This is a genomic window from Vibrio sp. 9-16B-A1 (genome assembly GCF_056726165.1).
In genome coordinates this window covers 361,593-386,749 of record NZ_JBSDZD010000002.1, presented here as the reverse complement: position 1 = coordinate 386,749, position 25,157 = coordinate 361,593, and the positions used below count along the sequence as shown (strand labels likewise).

At 51.8% G+C, this 25,157-nt stretch carries 19 protein-coding genes; 9 read left to right on the top strand and 10 right to left on the bottom strand.

Going from position 1 to position 25,157, the window contains the following annotated elements; all coding sequences use genetic code 11:
* The first annotated feature begins 4 nt into the window (after positions 1 to 4).
* Positions 5 to 1,000 carry a hypothetical protein gene (locus ACVB80_RS05405; RefSeq protein ID WP_481080248.1) on the top strand — a complete coding sequence of 332 codons (996 nt, stop codon included), beginning with the start codon at positions 5 to 7 and terminating at the stop codon, positions 998 to 1,000.
* Positions 1,001 to 1,145: 145 nt separating this feature from the next.
* On the opposite strand, the gene ACVB80_RS05400 is transcribed toward ACVB80_RS05405, so the two are convergent.
* Positions 1,146 to 3,071 (bottom strand): amidohydrolase, encoded by a 1,926-nt coding sequence (locus ACVB80_RS05400; protein ID WP_481080247.1) that lies wholly within the window; start codon positions 3,069 to 3,071, stop codon positions 1,146 to 1,148.
* Between the two features lie 356 nt (positions 3,072 to 3,427).
* On the opposite strand from ACVB80_RS05400, the gene ACVB80_RS05395 reads away from it, so the two are divergent.
* Positions 3,428 to 4,177: a substrate-binding periplasmic protein gene (locus ACVB80_RS05395; protein ID WP_481080246.1), complete on the top strand. Its 750-nt coding sequence runs from the start codon at positions 3,428 to 3,430 to the stop codon at positions 4,175 to 4,177.
* A 54-nt stretch (positions 4,178 to 4,231) separates the two neighbouring features.
* Here the strand turns inward: ACVB80_RS05395 and ACVB80_RS05390 are convergent, their stop codons facing one another.
* From ACVB80_RS05390 to ACVB80_RS05365, 6 genes are all read right to left on the bottom strand, one after another.
* The gene (locus tag ACVB80_RS05390; protein WP_481080245.1) at positions 4,232 to 4,897 is read right to left on the bottom strand and encodes an SDR family NAD(P)-dependent oxidoreductase; all 666 of its coding nucleotides are present in this window, start codon (positions 4,895 to 4,897) and stop codon (positions 4,232 to 4,234) included.
* Positions 4,898 to 5,066: 169 nt separating this feature from the next.
* Entirely contained in the window at positions 5,067 to 6,863 is a 1,797-nt protein-coding gene (locus tag ACVB80_RS05385) for a hypothetical protein (RefSeq protein WP_481080244.1), read from the bottom strand.
* A 432-nt stretch (positions 6,864 to 7,295) separates the two neighbouring features.
* Positions 7,296 to 8,372 (bottom strand): YibE/F family protein, encoded by a 1,077-nt coding sequence (locus ACVB80_RS05380; protein ID WP_481080243.1) that lies wholly within the window; start codon positions 8,370 to 8,372, stop codon positions 7,296 to 7,298.
* A gap of 110 nt (positions 8,373 to 8,482) precedes the next feature.
* Entirely contained in the window at positions 8,483 to 10,702 is a 2,220-nt protein-coding gene (locus tag ACVB80_RS05375) for a bifunctional metallophosphatase/5'-nucleotidase (RefSeq protein ID WP_481080242.1), read from the bottom strand.
* Positions 10,703 to 11,097: 395 nt separating this feature from the next.
* The gene (locus tag ACVB80_RS05370) at positions 11,098 to 12,306 is read right to left on the bottom strand and encodes an MFS transporter (protein ID WP_481080241.1); all 1,209 of its coding nucleotides are present in this window, start codon (positions 12,304 to 12,306) and stop codon (positions 11,098 to 11,100) included.
* Positions 12,307 to 12,313: 7 nt separating this feature from the next.
* A complete protein-coding gene (locus tag ACVB80_RS05365) occupies positions 12,314 to 12,499 on the bottom strand; it encodes a hypothetical protein (protein ID WP_481080240.1) in 186 nt (61 codons plus the stop codon).
* A 374-nt stretch (positions 12,500 to 12,873) separates the two neighbouring features.
* Between ACVB80_RS05365 and ACVB80_RS05360 the strand changes: the two genes are divergently transcribed.
* Positions 12,874 to 13,434 carry a hypothetical protein gene (locus tag ACVB80_RS05360; RefSeq protein ID WP_481080239.1) on the top strand — a complete coding sequence of 187 codons (561 nt, stop codon included), beginning with the start codon at positions 12,874 to 12,876 and terminating at the stop codon, positions 13,432 to 13,434.
* 181 nt (positions 13,435 to 13,615) lie between these two features.
* Entirely contained in the window at positions 13,616 to 14,086 is a 471-nt protein-coding gene (locus ACVB80_RS05355) for a Dps family protein (RefSeq protein WP_481080238.1), read from the top strand.
* Positions 14,087 to 14,120: 34 nt separating this feature from the next.
* Here the strand turns inward: ACVB80_RS05355 and ACVB80_RS05350 are convergent, their stop codons facing one another.
* Positions 14,121 to 14,576: a hypothetical protein gene (locus ACVB80_RS05350; RefSeq protein WP_481080237.1), complete on the bottom strand. Its 456-nt coding sequence runs from the start codon at positions 14,574 to 14,576 to the stop codon at positions 14,121 to 14,123.
* Positions 14,566 to 15,189: a winged helix-turn-helix domain-containing protein gene (locus ACVB80_RS05345; protein WP_481080236.1), complete on the bottom strand. Its 624-nt coding sequence runs from the start codon at positions 15,187 to 15,189 to the stop codon at positions 14,566 to 14,568. Before ACVB80_RS05345 ends, ACVB80_RS05350 begins: the two co-directional genes overlap by 11 nt.
* A 408-nt stretch (positions 15,190 to 15,597) precedes the next feature.
* Between ACVB80_RS05345 and ACVB80_RS05340 the strand changes: the two genes are divergently transcribed.
* Positions 15,598 to 16,092, top strand: a complete 495-nt coding sequence (locus tag ACVB80_RS05340; RefSeq protein ID WP_481080235.1) for a hypothetical protein — start codon at positions 15,598 to 15,600, stop codon at positions 16,090 to 16,092.
* 10 nt (positions 16,093 to 16,102) lie between these two features.
* On the opposite strand, the gene ACVB80_RS05335 is transcribed toward ACVB80_RS05340, so the two are convergent.
* Entirely contained in the window at positions 16,103 to 18,286 is a 2,184-nt protein-coding gene (locus ACVB80_RS05335) for a sensor histidine kinase (RefSeq protein ID WP_481080234.1), read from the bottom strand.
* Between the two features lie 196 nt (positions 18,287 to 18,482).
* Between ACVB80_RS05335 and ACVB80_RS05330 the strand changes: the two genes are divergently transcribed.
* From ACVB80_RS05330 to ACVB80_RS05315, 4 genes are read left to right on the top strand one after another with little or no spacing between them, the layout of a single operon-like run.
* A complete protein-coding gene (locus ACVB80_RS05330; protein WP_481080233.1) occupies positions 18,483 to 18,821 on the top strand; it encodes a hypothetical protein in 339 nt (112 codons plus the stop codon).
* Positions 18,822 to 18,864: 43 nt separating this feature from the next.
* Positions 18,865 to 20,283, top strand: a complete 1,419-nt coding sequence (locus ACVB80_RS05325; protein WP_481080377.1) for a TolC family protein — start codon at positions 18,865 to 18,867, stop codon at positions 20,281 to 20,283.
* Positions 20,283 to 21,989: a copper-binding protein gene (locus tag ACVB80_RS05320; protein WP_481080232.1), complete on the top strand. Its 1,707-nt coding sequence runs from the start codon at positions 20,283 to 20,285 to the stop codon at positions 21,987 to 21,989. The genes ACVB80_RS05325 and ACVB80_RS05320 overlap by 1 nt, the downstream gene beginning before the upstream one ends.
* Positions 21,986 to 25,114, top strand: a complete 3,129-nt coding sequence (locus tag ACVB80_RS05315) for an efflux RND transporter permease subunit (protein ID WP_481080231.1) — start codon at positions 21,986 to 21,988, stop codon at positions 25,112 to 25,114. Before ACVB80_RS05320 ends, ACVB80_RS05315 begins: the two co-directional genes overlap by 4 nt.
* Positions 25,115 to 25,157 lie beyond the last annotated feature (43 nt).

Genomic DNA, 25,157 nt, shown 5'->3' with positions numbered 1-25,157 from the left:
CCTTATGAGTTTATATAACATAGCGAACAAAAATCTCACCGCTTTAAAGCCAACAACATTTGCAGCTGAAGGCTTGCAAGAGCGTCAGGATTTGCAAGAAGCCCTCAAAGGTTGCATTGATGCTATCGCCCTTGACTGTTTGGTGATTTCTGAAGAGTTCTCCGATTGGGAAGATAGTCGTCGTCGTATTGATCTGTTAGCAATCGACAAAAATGCGAACTTGGTTGTTATTGAACTAAAGCGTGATGAGGTGGGTGCTCATATGGAACTTCAAGCGCTGCGTTACGCAGCCATGATCTCTACCATGACGTTTGAAAAAGCGTGTGAATACTATGAACGCTACATAGATAAAGAAGGCTTAGATATTGACGCCCGTGAAAGCCTGCTGGAGTTTGTTGATCTTGATGAAAGTAGCTTAGATGACTTCGGTAATGACGTTCGTATCGTTCTGGCATCTGCCGACTTTGGTAAAGAGCTTACTACATCAGTGCTCTGGCTTCGCGATAAAGGTATCGACATCAGTTGCGTTCGTTTAGCTCCTTACCGCTACAAAGAAGACGTGCTGATAAATGCTGAGCAAATCATTCCAGTTCCGGAGCTTGAAGAGTATCAGGTAAAATTTCGCGAGAAACGAGCTGAACAAAAAGCCAGTAGTAAGTACGTAGATAAAGATTACTCGGTCTATTCTTACAACGGTAACACTTATAACAAGCGTCACCTATCTTACGCGCTGTTAAGTGATTGGATAGAGAAGTACAACCCGCAGAGCCTAGAGCAGCTACAGGAAGCTTTTAATGGGGTGTTGAGGAAGTCTGTATTTGCATTGGTGTCTGACATTCCTGAAAAGCGCTACAAGCGTTTTCACATCAAAGAAGAGCATCAAATCGAATTGGAGTCGGGTGAAGTTATCGCTATTTCCAATCAGTGGGGGATGGGCAATATTTTCAATCTCATCGAACGCGTGAAGCGAGACGGATTTGATGTGACTCAATGTGAGTAACGGCTAGGTCAATGGAGTCTTTATGCGATGTTAAGAAGGCATCAATCTGAAAAAGAGTTAGTAATGGGTTGGCCCTAAATACACCGAACCCCTCGCATCTTTCTCTGACAATGCGAGGGGCTAATTTGGTCAATCTAAGCCAGATTTAGCAGATATTACGACCGTTAGTTGCAAACGTCATTTTCTGGTTTGCGTATTTACCTTCCAGCTGGCTCATATCGATCAGTTCTTCAACTCGTGAGCTCAGGTAAACGTCCTGACCGCCAACTACTGTGCTCAGAGCTTTGGTTTTATGAACCTCAGTGATTGGCACTTCAAAGATGTTCTGATCCAGTACTGCGAAGTCTGCAAACTTACCAACAGAGATTGAGCCGATCTTGTCACCAAGCTTCTGGCTGTCTGCGCCACCTTGAGTGTACATCCAGAATGCAGTTTCCAGCGGAATAGCGTGCTCTTCTGCGTTCAGCGTTGGGCCTTCAGTCAGGCCCGGGCCACGACGTGTGACGATAGTTTCCAGTGCAACCCATGGGTTAACCGGCGTTACCGCCCAGTCAGTACCGATAGAGACAGATGCACCTGTGTCTACGATAGGCTTAACAGGGAAGAAGTACTTGTGAATGCGGTGCTCACCAAGGTCTTGTGCAGCAATTTTGGTTGCTGCCATGTCGTACCAGAATACTGGCGAGAACTCAGCCCAGATGTTGTTTTCTGCGATTCTGTGGATGTCATCAGGGTGGATCATTGCAGTGTGCGCAATACGGTGCTGTAGTTTGTCAGCGTTGTTGCCAGGTTTTTTACGCAGCTCTTCAACGGCGTCGATAACCATGCGTGCTGCGCCATCACCTGCGCAGTGTGCGTGTACAACCAGCCCCATTTCGTCATAGCGGTGCAGGCCTTCACGGTATTGCTCAGGAGTATTCCGCCAGGGACCGTGGTAGTCTTTCGTACCTTCATATGGTTCAACAACAACCGCTGTTTGACCTGCTGCTGCCCCATCAAGGATATACTTAACACCCACAAGCTGAACCATGTTGCCAGAGTAGTCTTTGTGGTTGTGGATGTAATGCTTCGCAAGGTTTTGCAGATCTTCAGTAGCAAAGTCCACCACGTCGGTTGCATAAGTAGTCAGGCGTACCGTTAGGTCGTTGTTGTCGTCCATGTATTTGTATGCGCGGCCGTACATTTCACGAGACCATGGTTCGGTGACTGAGGTCAGGCCGTAGCTGTTTATGTAGCTAAAGATTGGTTTTAGCTGCTCGTTCGCCAGAACTTCTGGTTTAGGCAATGTCAGCAGGAACTTCTCCCATACAACGTGTGCCGCCAGCTCACGTAAAACACCGGTAGGCTCGCCATTTTCATCTTTCACGTAATGACCACCCACCGGATCCGGGCTGTCTTTTGTAATGCCGCAAACCTCCAGAGCTTTGGAGTTAACTAGTGCTGCGTGACCAGATGCTTCCCAGAAGAATGCGGGTTTGTCAGGAATCAGAGCATCGATGATCTTCTTGTGAGAAGGTTGGCCGAACATCTTGATGTTGCTGCCGTCATCCCACAAGTAGTCAAGGTTTGCACCAAATACCCACTCGCGCTCAGGGTGCTCACGCAGCTCTTTTGCGATAATTTCTTTGAATTCTTCGTAAGTTGTCGCTGTTTCATCGATGATTACGTTGCTGTGCTGCTCTGCACACATCTCAGGGTGCATGTGGTCATCGATCAGACCCGGAACAACCGTGTGGCCACGCAGGTCAACAACGAGCGTGTCTTTCTGACGTAGTTTCAGGATTTCTTCAGTTGTACCGATCTGTACAAACTTGTCGCCTTTAACAGCGAATGCTTCAGCCCAGCTTTGCCTGACCTTATCGCCCTGGTAAACCTTACCGTTAACGTAAAGCACGAGTTTGCCTTTTACGTTACGAGCATCACCAGGGGTTGTGTTCCCTACCGCTTGTGCGATTGGGCTCGCTGCCATCGTCAGGGCAGCCGCGCCGCCAGCTTTTTTGAAGAAACTACGACGAGATGGGTTATCAAGTACGTTGTCATTCAACTCTACGTAAAACTGCTTACGTGTCATAACAATAATTCCGTGTATTAAGGGCAAATTACTAATCAGGCGCTTTTATATCGGATTAACACCGACACCTGATCAACTTGGTGATTAGTATTACATCGAACCAATTATGGATGCAATGGAATCAGGCGAAATATTGATCTTCTTCATACTTTTTAGCTCAAATCAGTAGCTGAATTTGTTAGTGTGCCGGGTATGGCTGTGTTTGAACCGACGCATCCGCATGTAAATGGCTCAAAAACTCTGGCTGACTCTGAGGACTTTTTACTCAGGCTCTGCCTGGCAGAGCACCACAAAGCCGTTCTGTCTGCTATGGTCTATTCTGTTATTAACAGATACATCCATAAGCGAACATGCCCATGAAAATCATCCCTTTTTTATCATTTGCTGCGGCATGCACATTCTTTGTTTCTTCTCCTGCCCAAAGCAAGGAATACATCATTGGCGTGGAAGAGCTCGATTATTACCCGCTCTACTTCTATGAAGATGGTGACTACAAAGGTTACGCCAGATACGTGATGGATCGCTTTGAAGAGCATTCGGGCCATACGTTTGTCTATAAGCCGTATCCTGTGAAGCGGCTGATTCTCGAGTTTCTGGATGGCAATCTGGACTTTAAGTTTCCCGCCACGCCTGAGTGGGATACAGATAAGAAGGTGAATTTTGATATTACTTACAGTGTCGAGGTGATGTGCTATACCAACGGCGTAATGGTAAGGGCCGGGGAAGCCGGGCAGGGGAAGCTTGAAAAGCTCGGTACTCTTCGTGGTTTCACCATTACCACCGATTATGATGCTGACTTCCTGTCCGGGAAGACAAAACGGGTCGAGCTTAATTCACTTAAGCAGCTTTTCAGTATGCTTGGCCTGGGGCGGGTTGATGGTATTTACTTCAATACTGCTGTTGCCGATTACTATCAGTCAGTAGTCATCAGTCAGCCGGGAATGGCGGTGTTTGACCCGGCGCATCCGCATGTAAATGGCACATACCATCTCTCCACCATAAAGCACCCGGAGATCATCGAAGAGTTTAACCGGTTTATCGCTGCGGGAATCCCCGGCTATGAGGAGTTTGTAAGAAACCGGTTTTCGGTTTCTGGCGAGCAGTGAAGGGGTCATGGTTCCAGCCCTTTCACTGGTGCCGGGAATGTCTTTAACTGAGCATCAGCCGCGATTAATCGTGATATCCGAAACAAAGCCGTGTTCAGTGCTTTGCAGCGCGCTCACCATCATGGCTGCTGCTTCATCTGCTGTCATAAATCTTGAAGTATCCAGCGCCTTGCCACTGGTTGGCCAGAAGTCGGTCGCCATTCCTCCGGGGCAGACCGAAATCAGCTTCATCGGTTTGCCTTTCAGTTCCAGCCGCAGTGATTCCACCAGTCCGCGAACGGCCCATTTGACCGCACAATAGGTAGTCTCTCCGGCTTTGGCCTGCTGGGCGGCGGTGGACATTACGATTGCAACCTGGACGGGCTGATCCTGGTAGCGACGCACCAGTTGCTGCAGAAGGTTAACCGTGGTGGAAAGGTTGTTCCGGATAAGCTGCTCAATCGCCTGCGGGTCCTGCTCTTCGAACGCACCAAACAGACCACTGCCTGCGCAATGGATCACTTTTGCCGGTGGTTGTTCCAGTTCATCAAACACGCGCGAAACCTGCTCTGCATCGGCCATATCGACACTGACAGTTGTTGCTTGCTGAGTAAGGCTTGCCTGCACCTTATCCAGTTTATTCTGACTGCGTCCGAGCAGGGTCAAAGGCTGACCTGCCTGATCATATTGTTTTGCAAGGGCTGCGCCCAGGCCACTGCCTGCGCCGGTAATTAAAATCATAGCGTGTTCTCAGCTGGTGATGGATTTTGTAGCCTAACAGTATTTCTGTAGCCTGCGTGGCTGGCTTTGTCACAAAATCGTCAGGTTGTGCCAGGTTAAGCATCGTCAGGTAAGAGAGATAAGAAAGATAGGAGAAGCCGCTCACCGGTCAGTGAGCGGCTGCCGGGCTTTAAGGTTTGATGGTACTGAAGTCCGTAAAGCGGCTGGTGTAGAGCACGCTGTCCGGCTTGTTTTCTGAATCACCGAGAACAAGCACGCCAGGCACTGAGGTGGATGCGTCTATCGCATTGATGGTCCGGTCGTAGTTCACCGTATAGAGCACATCATTGGCAAAGCCATTTGGCTCCTGCCAGTACCAGATCTGGGTATTGCGCGCAAAGTCGTCCCTGCAGTCAGAGCTCAGCGTCAGCTGACCGTTTGCAGTTTCCAGACACTGGTTGATATTGGCAACGCTGCGGTATCTTTTCTCCTGGTCGTAAACAAACGACTGAGATTTGGAACCATCGACACAGTCTTTAAACTGCAGTCCGCTGTTGCCGACAACCGTCAGACACTGTGCGTTGTCCTGGCTCAGGTAAGTTGACTTGATGGTTACCGCATCAGCGCCCAGGAACCATGGGCTGTTCCAGTCGACGGTTACGGTAAACTGATCGGAGTAAGTCAGCTTTTCAAAGTCACGGCCGGTTTTCCAGCTTGAGTTGCTGCCGGAGTCGTTCCACAACTGGCTGCCGGAGGCGTAACGGCGGCCAATGATCCAGCGGTTATGACCAAACAGCGCCAGGCTGTCCACTGTGGTTTTTACCACGATGTCAGAAGAGCCACTGGTTCCCTCTTTTGCTGCTATTTTGGCGACAAAGTCAGGCCGCAGGCCGCTGACTGCCAGCGAGTTGTTTTGCTTCAGTTTATCGAAGTTCCACGGGTTACCGCGACGCTCGTCGTAGTCCCAGCACCAGCCATCCGCGGTACCCAAATCACAGAAGCCGTGTTCAGGGTCGACAGATGAACCATATTTGTTGTTCACGTATTTGATGTTGTAGCCGTCTTTATTGGTTTTTGCGACCAGTCCAAACTGCTTTTTATTGGTGATGCTGTATTTATCGCTGAATGAGTATTCAATATCTTTGATTGGGATCTTGGGAGAAAAGCCCAGGCCGACTTTAATGCTGGTGGTGGTTTCTTTCTCGATTTTGGATTCCACCTGGTCCTGCATTCTCGGGTAGAGGTCATTTAAATAAATCTGGCCGGAAGCGAGTTTGGCGCTGTCGTTAATTTTAATACCGACATCAATAGCGTCCAGGTACTCTTTATAGACATAGTTGGTGTTGCTGTTGTGATTCCAGCGGCGGTAAATATCTGACCAACTGTCAGCCAGTCCCATATCGACACCGGAACCTTCTGCCAGAATGATTTCCACATACTTGTCTTTGTCGCCGGATCGGGCGTAGAAAGGAGACTTGCTGTAATAACGAATTTTGTATTTCAGCGTGACATTGCCTTTCCCCTGCCTTTCGACATTGAAGCGTCTGTGGACGATAAATTCCATCACATTGCCACTGTCCTGAGAGACCGACCTTTTGCTCCGGCTTCGCTTATTGAGCTCAGTTTCCAGGCTCGACAGGAGGTACTCAGTATCAGGGGTATCAAGAAGATAGATGCCCCGTTTATCAATATCGCCAGGCTTTGTAACCAGTACATACTTACTGTCCACACCAAGCCCTAACAGCTCAGAAGTGAAGGCTCTTCTCTCATCAGCGCTCATTTCAGCCAGGTTTAAGACGTAGTAATTACAGTTCGCAGGAACGTTTTCCTGCGGGCCGTACAGGTGGCATTCCTGCTGGAACCAGGGGGTAGAGGACTGGAACAGATCCGCCACAGGGTCGGTTTGATTAAGGTCAGACGCATAACACGCAGAACCGGACGCCGCCAGCAAACTTAAGGCGAAGAATGAACTCGCAACTTTGTTCATGTTATATCCTTTTGTTTATTATTAGATGTAAATCAACCTCTTGAGTTAATTTACGCGGCAATCCTAACTCAGTTTTTATTGTGATATTTATAAATTCCGTGAATGTGTGATTCTGGTTTAAAAAACAATCAGCCGGTAGTTCGGGTTGTATATAAGAAAATGCTGTAACAGTAAGTTGTTAATAATGCTTATTTAATAAAGTTGTTATTATTTTTTTGATTCACGACAAATAAGGTCCCGCCGCTTTTCGTGCCAGTTTTCGACTCAGGGCAAAGTAGCAAATAATTGATATGCTTCCAGGGAGGGGGGATGAGAGTTCGGGAAAGAGTTGACCGGAGGGTTGAGATTTATAAGGCCGAACCGGGGGGGGATAAAAAAGGCACATGCTGCCGAAAGAAGCATGTGCCGCATTAACTGATGTTCATTCCGTAATTACTGTACAGACAGCTCATACTCAGGCTGCTGCCGGTATACCCATTTACACAATATGGCAGTTAACGGAATCGTCAGGGTGAGGCCGATGCTTCCTGCCAGCCCGTGAATAACAGCGAGGCCGATGGAAGGAATATTAATAAACTGCTCATGCGGCATCTGAAAGCCCCAGATCATCATCATGGTAGTTAATGAAGAGCCGACAAAGGCCAGGATAAGGGTGTTGGTCATCGTGCCCAGAATATCCCGGCCGATTCGCATGGTTGCCACCATTCGCTCCTGAGGGCACTGTTCCGGGTTCGCTTCCATCAGCTCCTGATAAGAGGAAGCAATCGAGATCGCAACGTCCATCACCGCGCCCAGCGCCGAAATCATAATCGCAACAAAGAGCAGCCAGCGTACCTGAATCTGGTGGGCGCCACCGAGATACAGCAGGTCTTCCCCTTTGTCCAGGTATAAGCCGTTCAGGTGTGCCATCTCACCAAACAGCTGGGCACTGATACCAGCAGCAACAAGGCCCAGAATGGTGCCCAAAATGGAGACCAGCGACTTCTTGTTCCATCCGGTGATCAGCGCAAAACTGACGATTACTTTCAGTGAAATTAACCCCAGCGCCAGCATGACCGGGTTCCAGCCTGCAAACAATCCGGGGATTAACACGCCAATGATCAGCGCTGCTGTAAAATAGAGTGAAATCAGAGAGTTCACCCCCTGAGCGCCGCCAAAGATGACCACCAGTGCGATAAGCAATGCCAGCATCAGGTAGATAGCCGGGGCCCGGTCATGGTTGTAAACCCAGTAGAGCAGTTCTTTGCCACTGTCCCTCACCAGCAGGATAAAGTCATCACCAGGCTTCAGGTGGGTGTTGTGCAGGCGGCTGAGGCTGTTTTCTACCTGTACCGAACGCAGAGGCTCACCATCGATGGTGGCGATAACGGTTTGAGTACCTGTCTGTATCGACGGGACTTTAGGATCCGGACGAACGTTTTGTACAGGCACGTCAGTCACTGTCGCTGCAACGAACTCCTGGTTGTATACCTTAGCCGGGCGGAAGCTTTCCGACCAAACCGGAGACATTACAAAGATCGCTGTAGAGACAACAAACACTAAGCCTGGGAAAAAAAATCGTTTCATAGTTTCAGATTGAAAAGGGCAGTCAGAGCTGCCCTTTTATTTACCGGTTGCGATTAAAGCGATTTACGCTGGTTGTCGTAAGAACAGCCTTCGTAGCTTTGCGTTGGGTTGGCAAAGTAACTGCTCTGGTCTTTGTAGTTCACCGCGCGATCAATTGACTTGTCACGGTTCTCGCCACGTACGACACACACTTCTTTGTTCTGCAGGGCAGTCCAGAGTGCTTTACCTTCGCCTTCACGGGCCTTCAGAATGTCGCCTTTTTCAGTCCACTGACCAGACTTGTCCATCTTACCGACCTGCTTGATGTACCAGTTTGAAGAGTAGAAATCTTTGGCTTTCAGAACCTTGTTGTCAGCAACGTACCTGGTCAGCATATCGCGTACCGCGTAAATCTGTTCGTTGGCAGAGATCCACAGCATGTCTTCTTTCAGTACCCAGTGGTTTGGCAGAAGGGTAGAGGCATAACGGTAGTCGTTGACTGCGGCCACGTACTTCTTCATCGGGTCGAACGGTTTGCCTGAGATTTGTTTAATCTCAATTCGCTCACCTGCTGGTTTGGAGATATCGACCGAGTACTGAATGTCGCCGGCAAAGTGGTCGTAGTTATATGAACGCGCATTGGTGTTGAAGGAAACAGTGATATCGCCTTCTTTCCACTGGTTCAGGTAGGAGTATGACCACTCCATGTACTCTTTCAGTTTGTCACCGCGGATCTTAACCGCAACCAGCTGGTTGTCGTACTTGTAGAGCTTCGCACTGTCTTTGCTGCGGTAGGTCTCACCATCTTTCAGGTTAGAGTGGTTCGCAAACAGAGCGGCCGCTGAAACGTCAACTTTCAGGTTCAGGGGCTGGTTGTTTTCGTCCACCGCTTTCTCTTCCACATTCATGATCTGAATCTGGTTGATCAGGTTAACGACCGGCATATCGGCGGTTTTCGCGATATGAATAGTGGTGTAAAGACGGCCACCGTCTTTAGTCTGAACGATGTCTTCCGCTGTTGCAGTATCTGCGCCGCCGTTCAGCTCACCACGGTCTTCACCGTTGCGCGTGAAGTTACCTTCAACTTTACCAATCTCGCTTTCTGCAGCATTGTAAGCGGCTTCGTGAGCCCACTTCATCTTGTCTGACAGGTTTTCATCCTGCTCAACGTCAGCCACTTTAAGGTTGCTGAGCGCAGTATCCTGGATCTGCCACTTACCGGCAGCGTTTTTGATCAGTTTGATTTCCGCTTTAGCCAGTGCCCAGCCCCAGTTGCCTGGTTCGATCACTTTAACGCTGTCTGCGCGGTTCTCGTGGTTGTAAACCGGGTTGAACTCACGGTCAGTGGTCTCCTGCTCGTTTTGAGCTTCAAGGGAGATGTTGTCTACACGGTCAGCGTAAACGCGCTCGATGTGTTTGGAGTGCTCGTGGCCGTTGAAGATAACGTCGAAGCGGTCACCCAGTTGCTCAGCGATCATGTGAACGCCTTTACCAAAGTCTTTACGACCATAGTGAAGGGCACCGATTACAACATCCGGCTGGTATTTCTCAATGGCCGCATCCACCGCATCACGTACCGCGCTGATCTCTTCTTTGAAGCCCAGGTTACGGAAGTTCTGTGGAGAAGATGCCTGCCAGCTGGTTACCATTGAAGGAGTCAGGCCAACGACTGCAACTTTGGCACCATTGACGTTAAAGATCTGGAAACCACGCAGGAACGGGATTTCCTTGCCGTTGGTCTTACAGGCGTCTGAGTTCTGATCCCAAATGATGTTTGAAGAGATCACAGAGCCGTTGAAGTTGGTCAGGTTACGGTCCAGGAACGAGCGCTCGAAGTCGAACTCGTGGTTACCCGGTACCCATACGTCGTAGTTCATGCTGTTCAGCGTTTCTACCACCGGGTGTACCGGCAGGTCGTTGAACAGTTCAGCAGAGTTACCCTGAACTGCATCACCCAGGTCAATCATGATCAGGTTCGGATCTTTCTTACGCTCGCTGTTCAGGATTGACGCAATCTTGGTGTAACCCGCGTTGTTATCCGTGTTGTTGGTTGCGTAGTCGTGAGAAAAAATACGACCGTGCATATCACCGGTTGCTGCCAGGGTAATGGTCAGTTCATCAAGTTCTGCGTTTGCGTCACCTTTAACGATAACGTCCGGAGCTGAGACAAAAGTCTGACATTCCTGAATCGCACGAACAGAGGTGTCAGCCTGCGACTCTTCGTTGCTGCTGTTACAGCCAGCCATAGCGAAGGCCATGCTGGTCGCCAGCATGGCTTTGGTTAGTTGGTTCATAGTCTGCTTTCTGAAATTGGACGACAAATTCGGGCTTTATCGCGGCCAAAACGAGTCGATATAAAAGGTGCGCAGATTCTATATAAAACGTTTGCGTCATGTACAGACCTGAGGGAATGGCTGAAAATTCAACAGGTATCAGTGTCTGAAATGCTATCAGGGCAGAGTAAGAAGCGGGTTGAATTGATTTAACAATCCAGGTGGCACATCATGAGTTTTGATAACAAAATACCTGCTCAGGATCACTTTTACGGGGCTAAGGTGACTGAATTAATTGCACGTTTATGTGATCTGGATCACTGTTGGTGATGGCAAAAATCACCGGTAACAGCCAGCAAGAGAGTTGATAGCGGGAGCTATCCCGCTATCTCTGTTTCTCCAGCTGGGACGGATTCCTAAGCCGGTCTGAGTCTCAGCACTGGCCGGTCGTCAATCGGCAGGTGCAGAATCGCCGCGATAAAGGCCATGGCCACGGTTGACCACCAGATTGGCTCATAACTGCCGTAGTAGTCGTAGATACGGCCACCGGCCCAGGCACCGAGGAAGCTGCCCACCTGGTGGGTGAAAAATACCAGCCCGTAAAGGGTAGACAGGTAACGCGGGCCAAAAATCTGCCGCACCAGTCCTGAGGTCAGCGGAACGGTACCCAGCCAGCAAAATCCAATCGCACCACCAAACAGCGCCGCCGTGTGCTCTGTGATCGGCAGGGTAACAAAAGCGCCAATCGTGATGGTGCGGAACAGGTAGAGTGCGCTCATCACATGGCGTTTGTTGAACCGGTCACCCATTACTCCCCAGAAATAAGAACCAAAGATATTGAAGATGCCGACATAAGCCAGCGCCATCGCACCAGCAGAAGCAGGCAGGTGCTGATCTGCCAGGTAACTTGGCAGGTGGGTCGCAATAAACATCACATGAAAGCCACAAACAAAGAAGCCGGCATGGATCAGCCAGTAGCCACGGTGGCGAAATGCCTCCTGCAGTGCCTGGCTGAGCGTCTGGTTTTCCTGCTGCTGTTGGCTGGTGGTATCACCTGCATCGCTGTTGGTGTTCATAAAGGCTGCAAACGCGATCATCAGGCTGCACATCAGGGCAAATACCTGCATGGCGTACTGCCAGTCATAATGGCTCAGCAGGTACTGCGCACCGGGGATCATGGCGAACATGCCAAACGAGCCCATGGCAGAAGTCAGGCCAAAGGCTTTGGCGGCGTGTTTGGCCGGGACCACTTTGGCAATCGCCCCGAGCACAATCACATAGCTGGTACCACTCAGGCCCAGTCCAACCAGAACGCCGAGGGAAAGGTAAAGCATTCCCGGAGCAGCAGCGATGGAAGTCAGGTACAGACCCAGCCCGTAGCTCACAGCCCCCAATACAATGATCCGTTTGGGACCCCATTTATCGGCCGCCATGCCAACAAAGGGCTGGAACAGGCCAAACAGCAGGTTTTGCAGTGCAATTGCGAAGCTGAAGAACTCGCGGCCGGTGTGAAAAAACTCACTGACCGGAGCCATGAAAATACCAAACGACTGCCTGATCCCAAGGCAAATCAGCATAATCCCTATGCCTGACCAAACTACAAAAGGAAAACGAAAAATACTCATGTTGATCTCAATGGTGATGGTGGGATGAATGGTGGCTATGCGCACCATCTTCGGTTTGCTGATGACAGCCAGAGCTCATCGCCTGAGAGGCGAACAGTTCGAACACCGACGGAAACTGATGCAGGGCAACCAGTGCCAGGATCAGAACCAGCAGCATACGAACCAGTTGAGCGAAGACAGATTGTGAAAACATAACAAGTTCTCTCAGATACCGGTCAGAAGCGTGGCCGGAGCAGCCAAAGTTAAGCGAGCGCGAAGTCTACGGGCGGGCGGTCTATGACTCAAATGATAAAAACTGAAGAATTAGATGCATTATGTGCATAGTAAGTAATTTGAGCGTGGTGGGAGAGCAGGATAGTTTTGGGCGGGATTAAAACCATTTACACCAATTAGTTTATTTGAAGCGTGGGTTTTTGGTTTGCAGAGCGAAGAATCCCGTCACCTGTAAGGTTATATTGGGTGACACAACCGCTTCCCATGACTCTTCTGTCCATCGCGTACCAAACTTTCCATGGGAAGCGCTCTGCTAACCGGATTCACGTGCTCAGATCTTATGGAAGTAACCCTATGCAGTCAGCCCTCTCCCTTAATCACAATGAACTCCATGCCGTTTTCGAGCTATATGACCGTTACCTTAAACCCGGATGCGACAGGCTTCTGGAGCTGAATCAGGTACTGCTAAAGGCTGAGCGAAAGCAGCGCATAAAGCAGATTGGCTACCGGCTGGGCTGGGTTGGCGGCACCTCTGCGCTGGTGATAATTGCCAGCCTGGTGTTTGATTTGGGAACCGTACTGACGGTCGCGGGCTTATTGCTCTCTTATCTGCTGGGTCTGATTCTGCATCATAAGTTTTCTCCACAGGTATCAATGCCAGAGCAGGAAGCGGAGCTGTATGAGCTCAACGATCAGCTGCGGGAGCATATCCTTGAGACTGAAAACAGTCATCAGGGAAATTTTATGCGACTGTTGCAGGCCACAGGCCTGGAAGAGAGAGTCAAAGGCATGTACCTGGAGCAGGGGGAATCTTTAACCCTGGAAGACATTAATGGTGAGGGCCTCTACCACTACCTCGATGCCATGAATCAGATTATGGAACAAAGGGATAAGCTGAAAAGCCTGACTGGCTGAGTTGCCGCCGTTTTACCTGTATGGGTCTGGGTGTTATCACTCAGGCCCTTTTTTAAATCAAGTTTGATAGCTGATACCTATTGTTTTTATAGCTATAACTGCTTATACCTTTTAAAAGTCCAGCGCTACTATAGCCTCATCGAAACGAATTAACTTAAATAAAGTACTTAAGAGGCTGATTATGAACACCAATTTTATCGGACTGGACGCAAACCAATCACAAACCATCTCGGCTGAGCTGAATGACCTGCTGGCGCACTATCAGGTGTTGTACATGAACACCCGCGGCTACCACTGGAACATTAAAGGGGCTGAGTTTTTTGAGCTGCACGCCAAGTTTGAAGAGATCTACACGGACCTGCAGACCAAAATCGATGAGATTGCAGAGCGTATCCTGACTCTTGGCCATACGCCGGACCACTCTTTCAGCCGCTATCTGGAAGTCAGCCGTATTGCGGAGCACCAAAACGCCCACGCAGGCAAAGAGTGTGTTGCCGGGCTGGTGGACGGATTTGGTGAGCTGCTGATAAAGCAGCGCGCTATCCTGGAGCAGGCGGGTGAAGCCAGCGATGAGGGTACTGCAGCGCTGATGGGAGATTACATCCGTGAGCAGGAAAAACTGATGTGGATGCTGAATGCGTATCTGCAGTAATACCAAAACGGGGCCGAAAGGCCCCTTTCTTTGATCAGGGCTTATCTGTGGCCTGATACAGGCTGCCGCTGTAGTAACTGAATACCAGAAACTGGTTGTCGTTCCGCTTTAGCAGCAGAAGACTGTCATTATTAAAACGGCCAATATTGGTCAGCATCTTCTCGGCGACAGTTAATGGCCTGTCCGGTTCAAAGATCTGGTGTTGATCAACCGTCAGGGAAAAGCGACTGTTCATGAGCGCATAATTACCGAGTGCTGCGTAGCCGAGATCCTGACTGGCCATCATCTCTATGTCGAACTTATTGTCCTTGCGCAGTTCCAGGTTGATACGCAGCTCAAGAGTGTCATATTGATCCTGTAGCGCAAAGATGTGCCGGGTCTGACTCTGCCAGTGACCATACAGAGGCGCATATCTTCCCGAAAAAAACAGTGCGCAGCCAATTACAATCCCAGTTCCTGCGCAGAGCAGAAGTCGAAAACTAGTTCTCACAGTGTGCCTCCTCGTAGTCCAGAGGGAAGCTGACAGATTTTCCGTCATCTGCTATCAGCAGAATGGTGTTTTTTGCCTGATATCGGTCGACACCAGACAGAACTGCCGGTTCAGACTGACCCGGCATTGTTACGGTACAGCGTGAATGACGGGCAATCAGGTGGGAATCGGCAGGCAGTACTGCCGGACTAAAAAACTGCAGCAAGGCCCAGGTCAGGGCTGCGATGACCATTGTGAACACCGGATAGAGCACCAGCGGCCAAGATTTGAACGCAGTGATTTTTTGTTTTGCCTGATGGTTACTGGTTTGACCGGTGAAGACATAACCTCGCCCTCTTATAGTTTTGAACAGCGTGTTATCTGAGTCTCCAAATGCTTTTCTTAACTGGAATATCCCCTGGGTGAGGCTGCCTTCATCGACTATCAGTCCTCTTGAGGTCCAGACTGCATCGAGTAATGCCTGGTGGGACTGGGGGATACCCGGGTGCTGCAGGAAGTGCTGCAGCAACATCGACTCGTTACCGCCGAGTACGTTTTGCCGCCCGTTTTTCAGGCAAAGAATGGTGTTGTTTTCAAAATCGACTTCGTAGCGGTCGTTAATTGTAATGGTCATGCCAGTGGTACCGGAGAAAAACTACCGGCCAGTTTGCCTTATTCAGAGGTTGTTAAGGTAAACGTAAGGCAAAAAAGACGCTGACAGCGTTAACTTTATCAAATATTTCAGGATTTGCCGGGGGCATTCCTGTTGTCAGGTGATTTAGCTTTTTTGATGTACTTGTTTGACCATGGACGGTGGGGACATGGTGTGAACAGTTTTAAGTGGTGTAACCTTTTGTTTTTAAATGAAGCTGAATTATTTTAACTAATCCTGTTGGTAATTAATGGCAAATAATCCTCAATAAGGTGCATCAGGTGAAGGTTGGCCGGATGATGACTGGGAAATGAGCTGCGATGACGGACTTATGATAAGAGTTTCAGTTAGTTTGCTGCCTGGTCATTCGCTCACCTTACCGGAGATAATATGAGAGACATCGCTGCCTGGTTTTTGGGTTTTTGCACTGTGGTTTTGGTTCTATTTGGCCTGAACTTTCTATTTTCTGTGCCGGGAATTCCGGTATATATCGAAGCCGGACAGGCGGCATCGCTGACGGATATGCTGGCTGCGTTGTTGAGCGGGAAGGAGATAGGGGACCTGACGGATCCGGGAGTCTATGCCGTATTTGCCGGTATGATGCTGGCCTGGCGGATTCTGCTTATGATTAAGACCGGCAGAGCGGATGGCGGCCTCACGCATAAAAAAAGGGCACTCTGGTTTTGCAGTATGGCCGGAGCCACCATGTACGTTGCAGTTGTCGTTATTTTGTGGGAGTCCGGAGTTTCCCCATTCATTATCGGGCCGGTATCGCTGTTAACCAGTGCCGGAGTTGCGTGGTTCTTTCACAGCAGATACAAAGCCCGGATGATGGTGGCTGCTACAGTATCCGGGCAGCAATGTGCTCAGTTTTCAGCTTCTTAATATCTCCTGACTATGCAGTGGCAGTGGGGGGCGCTTCCAGTGGCAGCGTCAGGGTGATTTTGGTACCTGCCCCCGCCTCGCTGCCGGCCTGAACTTCTCCACCCAGAATCCCGGTAACCAGGTTGTACACAATATGCAGCCCCAGCCCTGAGCCACCCTGTCCCAGCCGGGTGGTAAAAAAGGGTTCAAACAGACGGGATAGGTGCTCTTTTGCTACGCCGGTTCCGTTGTCCCTGACTTCAATCCGGATGTGGTCGTCATCAACCGGAAGGCACTCAATATGAAGCTGCCTGTCTTCCTGGTCGGGAAAGGCGTGGGTGGCCGAGTTGGATACCAGGTTCATCAGCACCTGGATAAGCGGTCCCGGGAAGCTGTTCATGATGACTGAACTGTCACAGGAGAGCCTGAGTTTAATCTGGTTTTTTCTCAGTCGTGGTCCCATGGTTACTTCCAGTTCATGCAGGGTTTCACTGAGATTAAAGTCTCTTCGCCGGTAGCTGGACTGATCTACCGCTACCTGCTTGAAGCTGGTGATCAATTCGGCGGCGCGGTTCAGGTTTTTTTCGATACTGTCGGCGGATTCGTCATTCCTGGTCATGTAGTTGTCCAGGTCTGAGCGGCGCAGGCCCTTTTCAATAGTTGATGCCATGTTCTTGTTCATGCTTTTCAGCGATGTCGCGACCATCAGGGCATTACCAATTGGGGTATTAAGCTCATGAGCAACACCGGCGACCAGGGAACCCAGAGCGGCCAGTTTTTCTGACTGAACGAGCTGATCCTGTGCTGTTTTGAGGGTCTCCAGTGCCTGTTCAAGCTCCCGGGTTCGTTCTGCTACCCGGATCTCCAACTGCTGCGTCTGTTTCTCAATAGTATCCAGATAAGCGCGCCGGTCCCGTTCTGCCTGAAGTGCATTTTCAAACCTGTGTTGCCATTTTTCCGGGACAGATGGCAGTGCAGGGGCTGCGCTGCCGGGCAGGCTCTCAACAAAGCGGGCCAGCTTTAGTGCCGGGTGGCTGAACTGGTGGTGTTGATAAAGCACCACGACAACAAGCAGAGTGGCAAAGAATCCGGCCATGATCAGGTTGGGAGTGAGTGCCCGCCAGATGTAATCAGTGATTTGCTGGTTGCTTATCTCCATGACAAGATTCCAGGGTGTGCCTTCCAGAGGGTGGGACAACCAGAAGCCGGTGTCGCTTTGCTGAAGCTCACCCGGACTGACGGTGTGCGTGGCACCTACCGCCATTTGCGACAGCACATTTAAGTGAGTAACGGGCTCCGTCTGACCCTGTAAGGCTCCGCCGCTGTCTCCGACAACGAGACCATTTTTATCAACCAACACCAGCCTCGCAATCCCGCCATACTTCTCAGTAAGGATGGCATCCAGTACTTTCAGTGTGATGTCCGTGCCGACCGCTCCGGTAAACTTCTGCTGATAATAGACAGGGGAGAGCAGTGAGACCATCATGCCTTTCCCGCCAGCGTCCATATAGGGTGTTGTCCAGACCCGGGCTCTGTCAGGGTTGCTCCGCGGGCCCACCAGCTGTAACGGGTAGGTGCCTCCGGCCTGATAGATGACCTCAATTGCCTCATCCATTGTCGTTGTTCCGGTGGCGGCCATCAGATCTTCGGCGCTGACCCAGGGGTATACCTGAGTTAAAACCTGATCGGCATCGTAGTAGTAGCTCCATTGAAAATCAGCATGTTGCTGATGAGTTGCGACGACTTCAGGCATCATACTCAGCAGGGCAGTGACATCCGGTTCTATGTTACGGCTGCCGGAGCGAATAAGCAGCTGGCCTGCTTTCTCCCTAAGGTCGGAACGAAGGTTATCCAAGGGGGCACCCTCAGGAGCCCCCGGAGAGTTATCGAGAAGATACTGGTAAGCACTTTTCTCAGGCGAGAGTTGTGGGTAGTTCCTGGCCGTGACCACTGCAGACTGCATCTTGCCGATATGGTTGAGCGAAACAGAGATTGTTTGGCGGAGAGTGAGTAATGTCTGCAGGCTGCGGTGGTTTTCTTCGCCGAGTAACTGCGACCTGAATTGACTGCTCAGGTAGAGGCTGTTACCTGTAATGAGAAGAAGGACCAGTAAAAGACCACCGTAGATCATGAGCTTATAGCGAAGAATAAAACTGCCGGTATTTTTGCCGGTATTGTGGCTAAACTTATTGTCCTTATCCGGGGATATTGCCATGAAATGCTCCGCTGAGAGAGTTGCGCCAGTTCCTGAGTAAATTATAGATAGCCTTCTGTATTTTGTTGTTTATCGTTCTGCGGGCTTGACCTTCCCCCAGGGGAAAGGTTTATTCTTGGCAGGTTTTCATTGTCAGTGGATTGATATGTCTTCCAGTTGCTTACGCTTTTTCAGAGTCCTGTTGCCCGGCATTTTTATGCTGTTGGCAGGCAGCTTTGCGTTTGCCGGTTCGCAGACATTCTCCTTTTCTGTCACTGACCATTCTGCGTACAGCTCAATGACGGTGGAATGCTCCGCTGCAAGTGAGCATCAGCAAACTTCTCACTCAGCCAGTCACGCAGCTGTATCAGAGTGCGAGCGTGAACATCACAACCAGCAAAGCTGCTGCGGCGCAGCCTGCGTCAGTGTGATGGCTTTTGTCCCCCATAACCGTAATGACGGTGGCGTTGCCTCCCGCCTGGCGCTTATCCCCCTTGAGCTTCAGGTTGCCGGTGTTGACCGTCCCCGCTCTCTTTATCGACCCCCGATAGCGTAAATCCGAATCTGTATTTTTATGCCACCAGTATTGTCTGGTGGCGATGTGTATTGCGCCTGACGTTGGCGCACTCAGACAGGATTATTACGTGAAAATCACGCCTCATTTTCTGGCGCTGTGTATCAGCGCCGGGGTTGTGGTGCACGCACCAGTGGCGCTGGCTGAAACTTCAGCCGCCCATTCGGTTGCTAACCGCTCAACCCTGACCCTGCTCATCGAGCAGGCGCTGGCTGATGACGCCAGCCGCAAGCAGTTCTTTGCCCAGTCCCGTGCCACAAGAGAGAGCGGTATTGCCAGCTCTACTCTGATGGACCCTAAACTAAAAGTCGGATTCGGCGGTGTGCCGACCGACAGTTTTCGCCTCGACCAGGACCCGATGAGCAACATCTCGCTAGGCCTGATGCAGCAGTTTGAGCGTGGCTCAACGCTGGAGCTTCAGGCTCAGAAGGCCGGTCAGCAGGCTGATGGGATGGCGCTGCAGATCAAAGTGCGCGAGCGCCAGGTAGCAGATGCCATCACCAGATTGTGGCTGGAGCTGGGTTACCAGCAGCAGGCCGCTTCTGTTTTGGATGAAAACAGTAAGCTACTGAAAGAGCTTGAAAGTTTCATAAGCACCAATTACAGCATTGGTAAGAATCAGGCCCAGGACCTGCTCAATGCCCAGCTGCAGATAAGCAAGCTGGATGAAAAAATTCAGTCCAATGCGCAGATGCAGCAGCGCATTATCGCTCAGTTGTCGGAATGGTTGGGAGCAGACTGGCTGGCGGATAACCGTCAGCTGGCCGCGCAGAACCAGCTTACCTGGGCGGTGTTGGAGCAGAAGCTGTCGGGCAGCAAGGGCAGCCAGCATTACGCTCTGCTGGCCGATCATCCCATGGTGCTGATGGCCGATACCGCAATCTCTGCCAGTCAGACTCAGGTAGAGATAGCAGAGCAGGCTTATTTGCCACAGGTGGGTGTCGAGGTGATGTACGCTCACCGTCAGGCAAACAATATGATGGGTGAACCGGCCTCCGATCTGGTCAGCGCCTACCTGACGGTCGATATTCCCCTGTTTACCGATAATCGTCAGGATAAAAACCACGCCGCGGCTCAGTATCAGGTCGGGGCGGCCAGGTCTCAGAAAGACCTTCTTCTGGTTCAGCTGAACTCTCAGCTGAATGCATTACTCAGCGACAAAACCAACCTGGAGCAGCGTCTTGATCGCTATCAGTCCAGCCTGTTGTCACAGGCCCGGGCGCGTACCCGCGCGGTAGAGCGGGGCTATCAGAATAATACCAGTGAGTTTAATGATGTGATCGCAGCCGCAGCTGATGAGCTTGCTCTGGAGCTTGAGCGTCAGCGTCTGTTGACCGATCTCAACCTGGTTAACAGCGGTTTGGCCGCGCTGGTGGGTGGTTTTGAATACCGGGCAGAGCGTCCGGAGTTAGTGAGCAATAAGTTGGCAGGAGAAGAACAATAATGAGCAGTTTTAAAACAGCCACCATCGCACTGGTAGTCGGTGGTGTTATCGGATTTGGCGTAAAGGCATGGCTGCCGGGGCACGATATGACCGCGATGGCGGCAGTTTCCGCTGGAGGCAGTGGTGAGCCGCTGTACTGGGTTGCGCCGATGGACCCGAATTACAAGCGTGATAAGCCGGGCAAGTCCCCGATGGGGATGGACCTGATCCCTGTTTATGCTGAGGACCTGGCGGGCAGTCAGGACAAGGCGGGGACGGTGAAGATAGACCCGGCGGTAGAAAACAATCTTGGGGTTAAGTCTGAGCTGGCACGCATCGAGCCGCTCTCTCCGCGGATTGAAACCGTCGGTTATGTGGCCTTTGATGAAAGTCGCCTGTGGCAGACCAACGTCCGTGTTTCCGGCTGGGTGGAAAAACTTTATATCAACGCGGTTGGCGAACAGGTTAGCAAAGGCCAGGTGCTGTTTACCCTTTATTCTCCTGAGCTGGTTAAAGCACAGGAAGAGTTGCTGAACGCGCATAAAACCGGTCGCAGCGGGCTGGTTAAAGGCGCGACTGAGCGGCTGGTATCGCTCGGTGTTGACCGGGAGCAGATCCGTGCTGTGGTTAAGCAGGGCAGAGCATCGCGCACCATAGAAATTAAGGCACTTGGTGGCGGTGTTATTGCCAGCATGAACATTCGTGAAGGGGGCTACCTCTCTCCGGCACAACCGGTGATAAGCGGCGGTCCTATCGATCAGGTGTGGGTTGATGCGGAAGTGTTTGAGCGCCAGGCGCAGTGGATGAAGGCAGGCAGCGATGCCACCATGACGCTGGACGCGCTGCCTGGCAAAGCCTGGCGGGGTGAGGTGGATTATGTCTACCCGATTCTGGACCCCGCTACCCGTACCCTGCGGTTGCGGCTTAAATTTCCCAATCCGGGCGGCGAGCTTAAACCCAATATGTTTGCCAACATTGCCCTGCAGCCGGTCAGTGACGAGTCAGTGGTGACCGTGCCCCGCAGTGCGGTGATCCGCTCCGGCGGGATGGCGCGGGTGGTGCTGGCAGAAGGTGAGGGTAAATACCGCTCAGTGCGGATTGAGCCGGGCCGTGAAGCCGGAGAGCGTATTGAAGTGCTCAAAGGGCTGACAGACAAAGACCGGGTCGTGACCTCTGCCCACTTTATGCTTGATTCTGAGTCGAGCCAGAGTGCAGACCTTTCACGCATCAATGGCGTTGAGCCACCGGCTGAGCAGGTTTGGGCCAAAGGGGAGATCACCGATGTGATGGCAGGACACGGCATGCTGACCATCAATCATCAGCCGGTACCTGAGTGGCAGTGGCCGGGCATGACCATGAACTTCACCGCCGCCCCTGAGCTGGATATTTCAGGTCTTTCCAAAGGTCAGGCGATTGAATTTGCGATGGAGAAAACCGCCGATGGTGGTTACCTGGTGGTCGACTTTAAAGCAGACGACACAGTAGTAGCTGCTGAAGTCTGGGTGGAGGGCGAGATCACCATGCTGATGGCGGATTTCAATATGATCACCCTGCGCCACCAGAAAGTGAAAGAGTGGGACTGGCCGGTGGGTGAGATGAATTTTACCACCGGTGACGATATCAGCCTGGAGGGGCTCGCAGAGGGGCAGACAATCCGGTTTCTGATCGCCAAAAATGGCTCAGAGTTTGAACTGAAAAGTATTGAACAGCAGGGAGGCGGCCAATGATCGCAGCCATTATTCGCTGGTCGGTACAAAACCGCTTTCTGGTTCTGATCTCGACCCTGTTTCTGACCCTGGCAGGGCTCTACAGCGTGAAAAACACCCCGGTGGACGCGCTGCCGGACCTGTCTGACGTTCAGGTAATCATCAAGACCAGCTATCCGGGCCAGGCGCCACAGGTGGTCGAAGACCAGGTAACTTATCCGCTTACCACCGCCATGCTGGCGGTACCGGGGGCGGAAACGGTAAGGGGTTTTTCGTTCTTCGGCGACTCTTACGTTTACATCATCTTCAACGATGATACCGATATGTACTGGGCACGCTCCCGGGTACTGGAGTACCTGAGCCAGGTGGCGCCGAACCTGCCGCCACAGGCTAAACCAACACTTGGGCCGGATGCGACCGGTGTGGGCTGGGTGTTCAGCTACGTGCTGCAGGATAAGACCGGCCAGCATGACCTGGCGCAGCTGCGCAGCCTGCAGGACTGGTTTCTGAAATACGAACTGCAGACGGTTGATGGGGTGTCTGAAGTGGCCACGGTCGGCGGTATGGTCAAGCAGTACCAGATCCAGATCGATCCGGCCAAGCTGCGCGCTTATGACCTGACGCTGCAGCAGGTCAATGCCGCAATTCAGAACGGTAATCAGGAAACCGGTGCATCGGTAGTGGAAGTAGCCGAAGCCGAGCACATGGTGCGCACGACCGGTTATCTCAGCAGTGTGGAAGATATTAGCTCGCTGCCGCTTAAGGTGACTGCCAAAGGCACACCGCTGCTGCTTGGTGATATTGCTGATATCAACCTGGGACCTCAGATGCGCCGCGGGATCTCTGAGCTGAATGGTGAAGGGGAAGCTGTCGGCGGCGTGATCGTGATGCGCTTTGGTGAAAACGCCAGTGAGGTGATCGATAAAGTCAAAACCCGGCTGGAAGAGCTGCAGCGAAGTCTGCCGGATGGGGTGGAGATCGTCCCGACCTATGACCGTTCAACGCTGATCAACGCGGCAGTCGAGAACCTGTGGAGCAAACTGGCAGAAGAGTTTGTGGTAGTGGCGATCGTCTGCGCCCTGTTCCTGTTCCACATCCGTTCATCACTGGTGATTGCGCTGAGTCTTCCGGTCGGGATCTTGTCGGCGTTTATCGTTATGCACTGGCAGGGGATCAACGCCAACATCATGTCGCTCGGTGGTATCGCAATTGCCATCGGGGCCATGGTGGACGGGGCCATCGTGATGATAGAGAACGTGCACAAGCATATTGAGCGAACCCCGCTCACCGATAAAAACCGCTGGCAGGTGATCACCCGGGCGGCAGAAGAGGTCGGTGCGCCGCTGTTCTTCTCATTGCTGATCATCACCCTGAGCTTTGTGCCGGTGTTTGCACTTGAAGGGCAGGAGGGCCGGATGTTCTCACCACTGGCCTTTACCAAGACTTACGCCATGGCGGCATCTGCAGGTCTGGCGATCACCCTGGTGCCTGTTTTGATGGGCTACTTCATTCGCGGAAAGGTGCTGCCTGAGCACAAGAATCCGGTAAACCGGGGGCTGGTTGGGTTGTATCGTCCACTGCTGAACCTGAGCCTTAACTACCCGAAATCAATGATCGTACTGGCTCTGGCCCTGATGGCATCGGCCTGGTACCCGACCAGCAAACTGGGCAGCGAATTTATTCCGCCGCTCGATGAAGGGGATTTGATGTATATGCCGACCACCTATCCGGGGATCTCGGTCGGTAAGGCCCGCGAGCTGCTTCAGCAGACCAACAAGCTGATCAAGACCGTACCGGAGGTAAAAACCGTATGGGGCAAGATTGGCCGCGCCGAGACGGCGACCGACCCGGCTCCGCTGACCATGCTGGAGACGGTGATTCAGCTCAAACCCAAATCAGAGTGGCGTGAAGGGGTGACCACCGAATCGCTGCGGCGTGAGTTTGATCAACTGGTGCAGTTCCCGGGACTGACTAACGCCTGGGTGATGCCAATCAAAACCCGTATCGACATGCTGGCAACCGGTATTAAGACCCCGATTGGGATCAAGATAGCCGGCCCGGACCTTAAACAGATCGAGAAAATCGGTGCGCAGCTGGAGCCGGTTCTGGGCGGGGTTGAAGGTACGGCATCAGTGTACGCCGAGCGGGTAGCCGGTGGCCGTTACGTCACCATCGACATTAAGCGCCGCGCCGCCGCCCGCTATGGTCTGAGCATCAAAGATGTTCAGCAGGTGGTGTCGACTGCAGTCGGAGGCATGAATGTCGGGGAGACCATCGAGGGGCTGGAGCGTTATCCGATCAACGTACGTTATCCGCAGAGCTACCGTGACTCCGTAGTCAAGCTGCAGAACTTGCCGCTGGTGACGCCGGGTGGTGCGCGTATCGCGCTGGCGGATGTGGCGGATATCCGTTACGAAGACGGCCCGCCGATGATCAAGACCGAAAACGCGCGTCCGAACGGCTGGGTGTTTGTGGATATCGAAGGGCGGGATTTGGGCTCGTATGTGGCAGAGGCGCAGCAGCGCGTTGCTGAGCAGCTGGCGCTTCCGGCCGGGTACTCACTGAGCTGGTCCGGGCAGTATGAATATATGGAGCGGGCTAAAGCGCGCCTCAGCGTAGTGGTACCGATTACGCTCGCCATCATTATGTTGCTGCTTTACTTCAGCTTCCGCCGTGTCGGTGAAGTGATGATCATCATGGCTACCCTGCCACTGGCGATGGTGGGCGGACTGTGGCTGATGCATTACCTGGGCTACAACTTCTCTATTGCGGTCGGGGTGGGCTTTATTGCCCTCGCCGGTGTGGCAGTTGAGATAGGGGTCATCATGCTGGTTTACCTCAACCAGGCCTGGCACAGGGTCAAACTGGATGCCGGTGAGCAGCAGCGTGCGCTGAGTGCGGCTGACTTAACCGGTGCTATCCGGGAAGGGGCTGGTCTGCGGGTTCGCCCGGTGATGATGACGGTGCTGACGGTCATCATCGGCCTTATTCCGATCATGTACGGCGAAGGGACTGGCTCAGAGGTGATGCAGCGCATTGCCGCACCGATGATTGGCGGTATGGCCTCAGCCCTGCTGCTTACCCTGCTGGTACTGCCAGCGATATTTAAGCTGTGGAAAAGCCGCGAAATCAGCCATCAGAAATAGCAATCCGTTATCAGAAATAACTATCAGGCTGCGTGGTGATGTG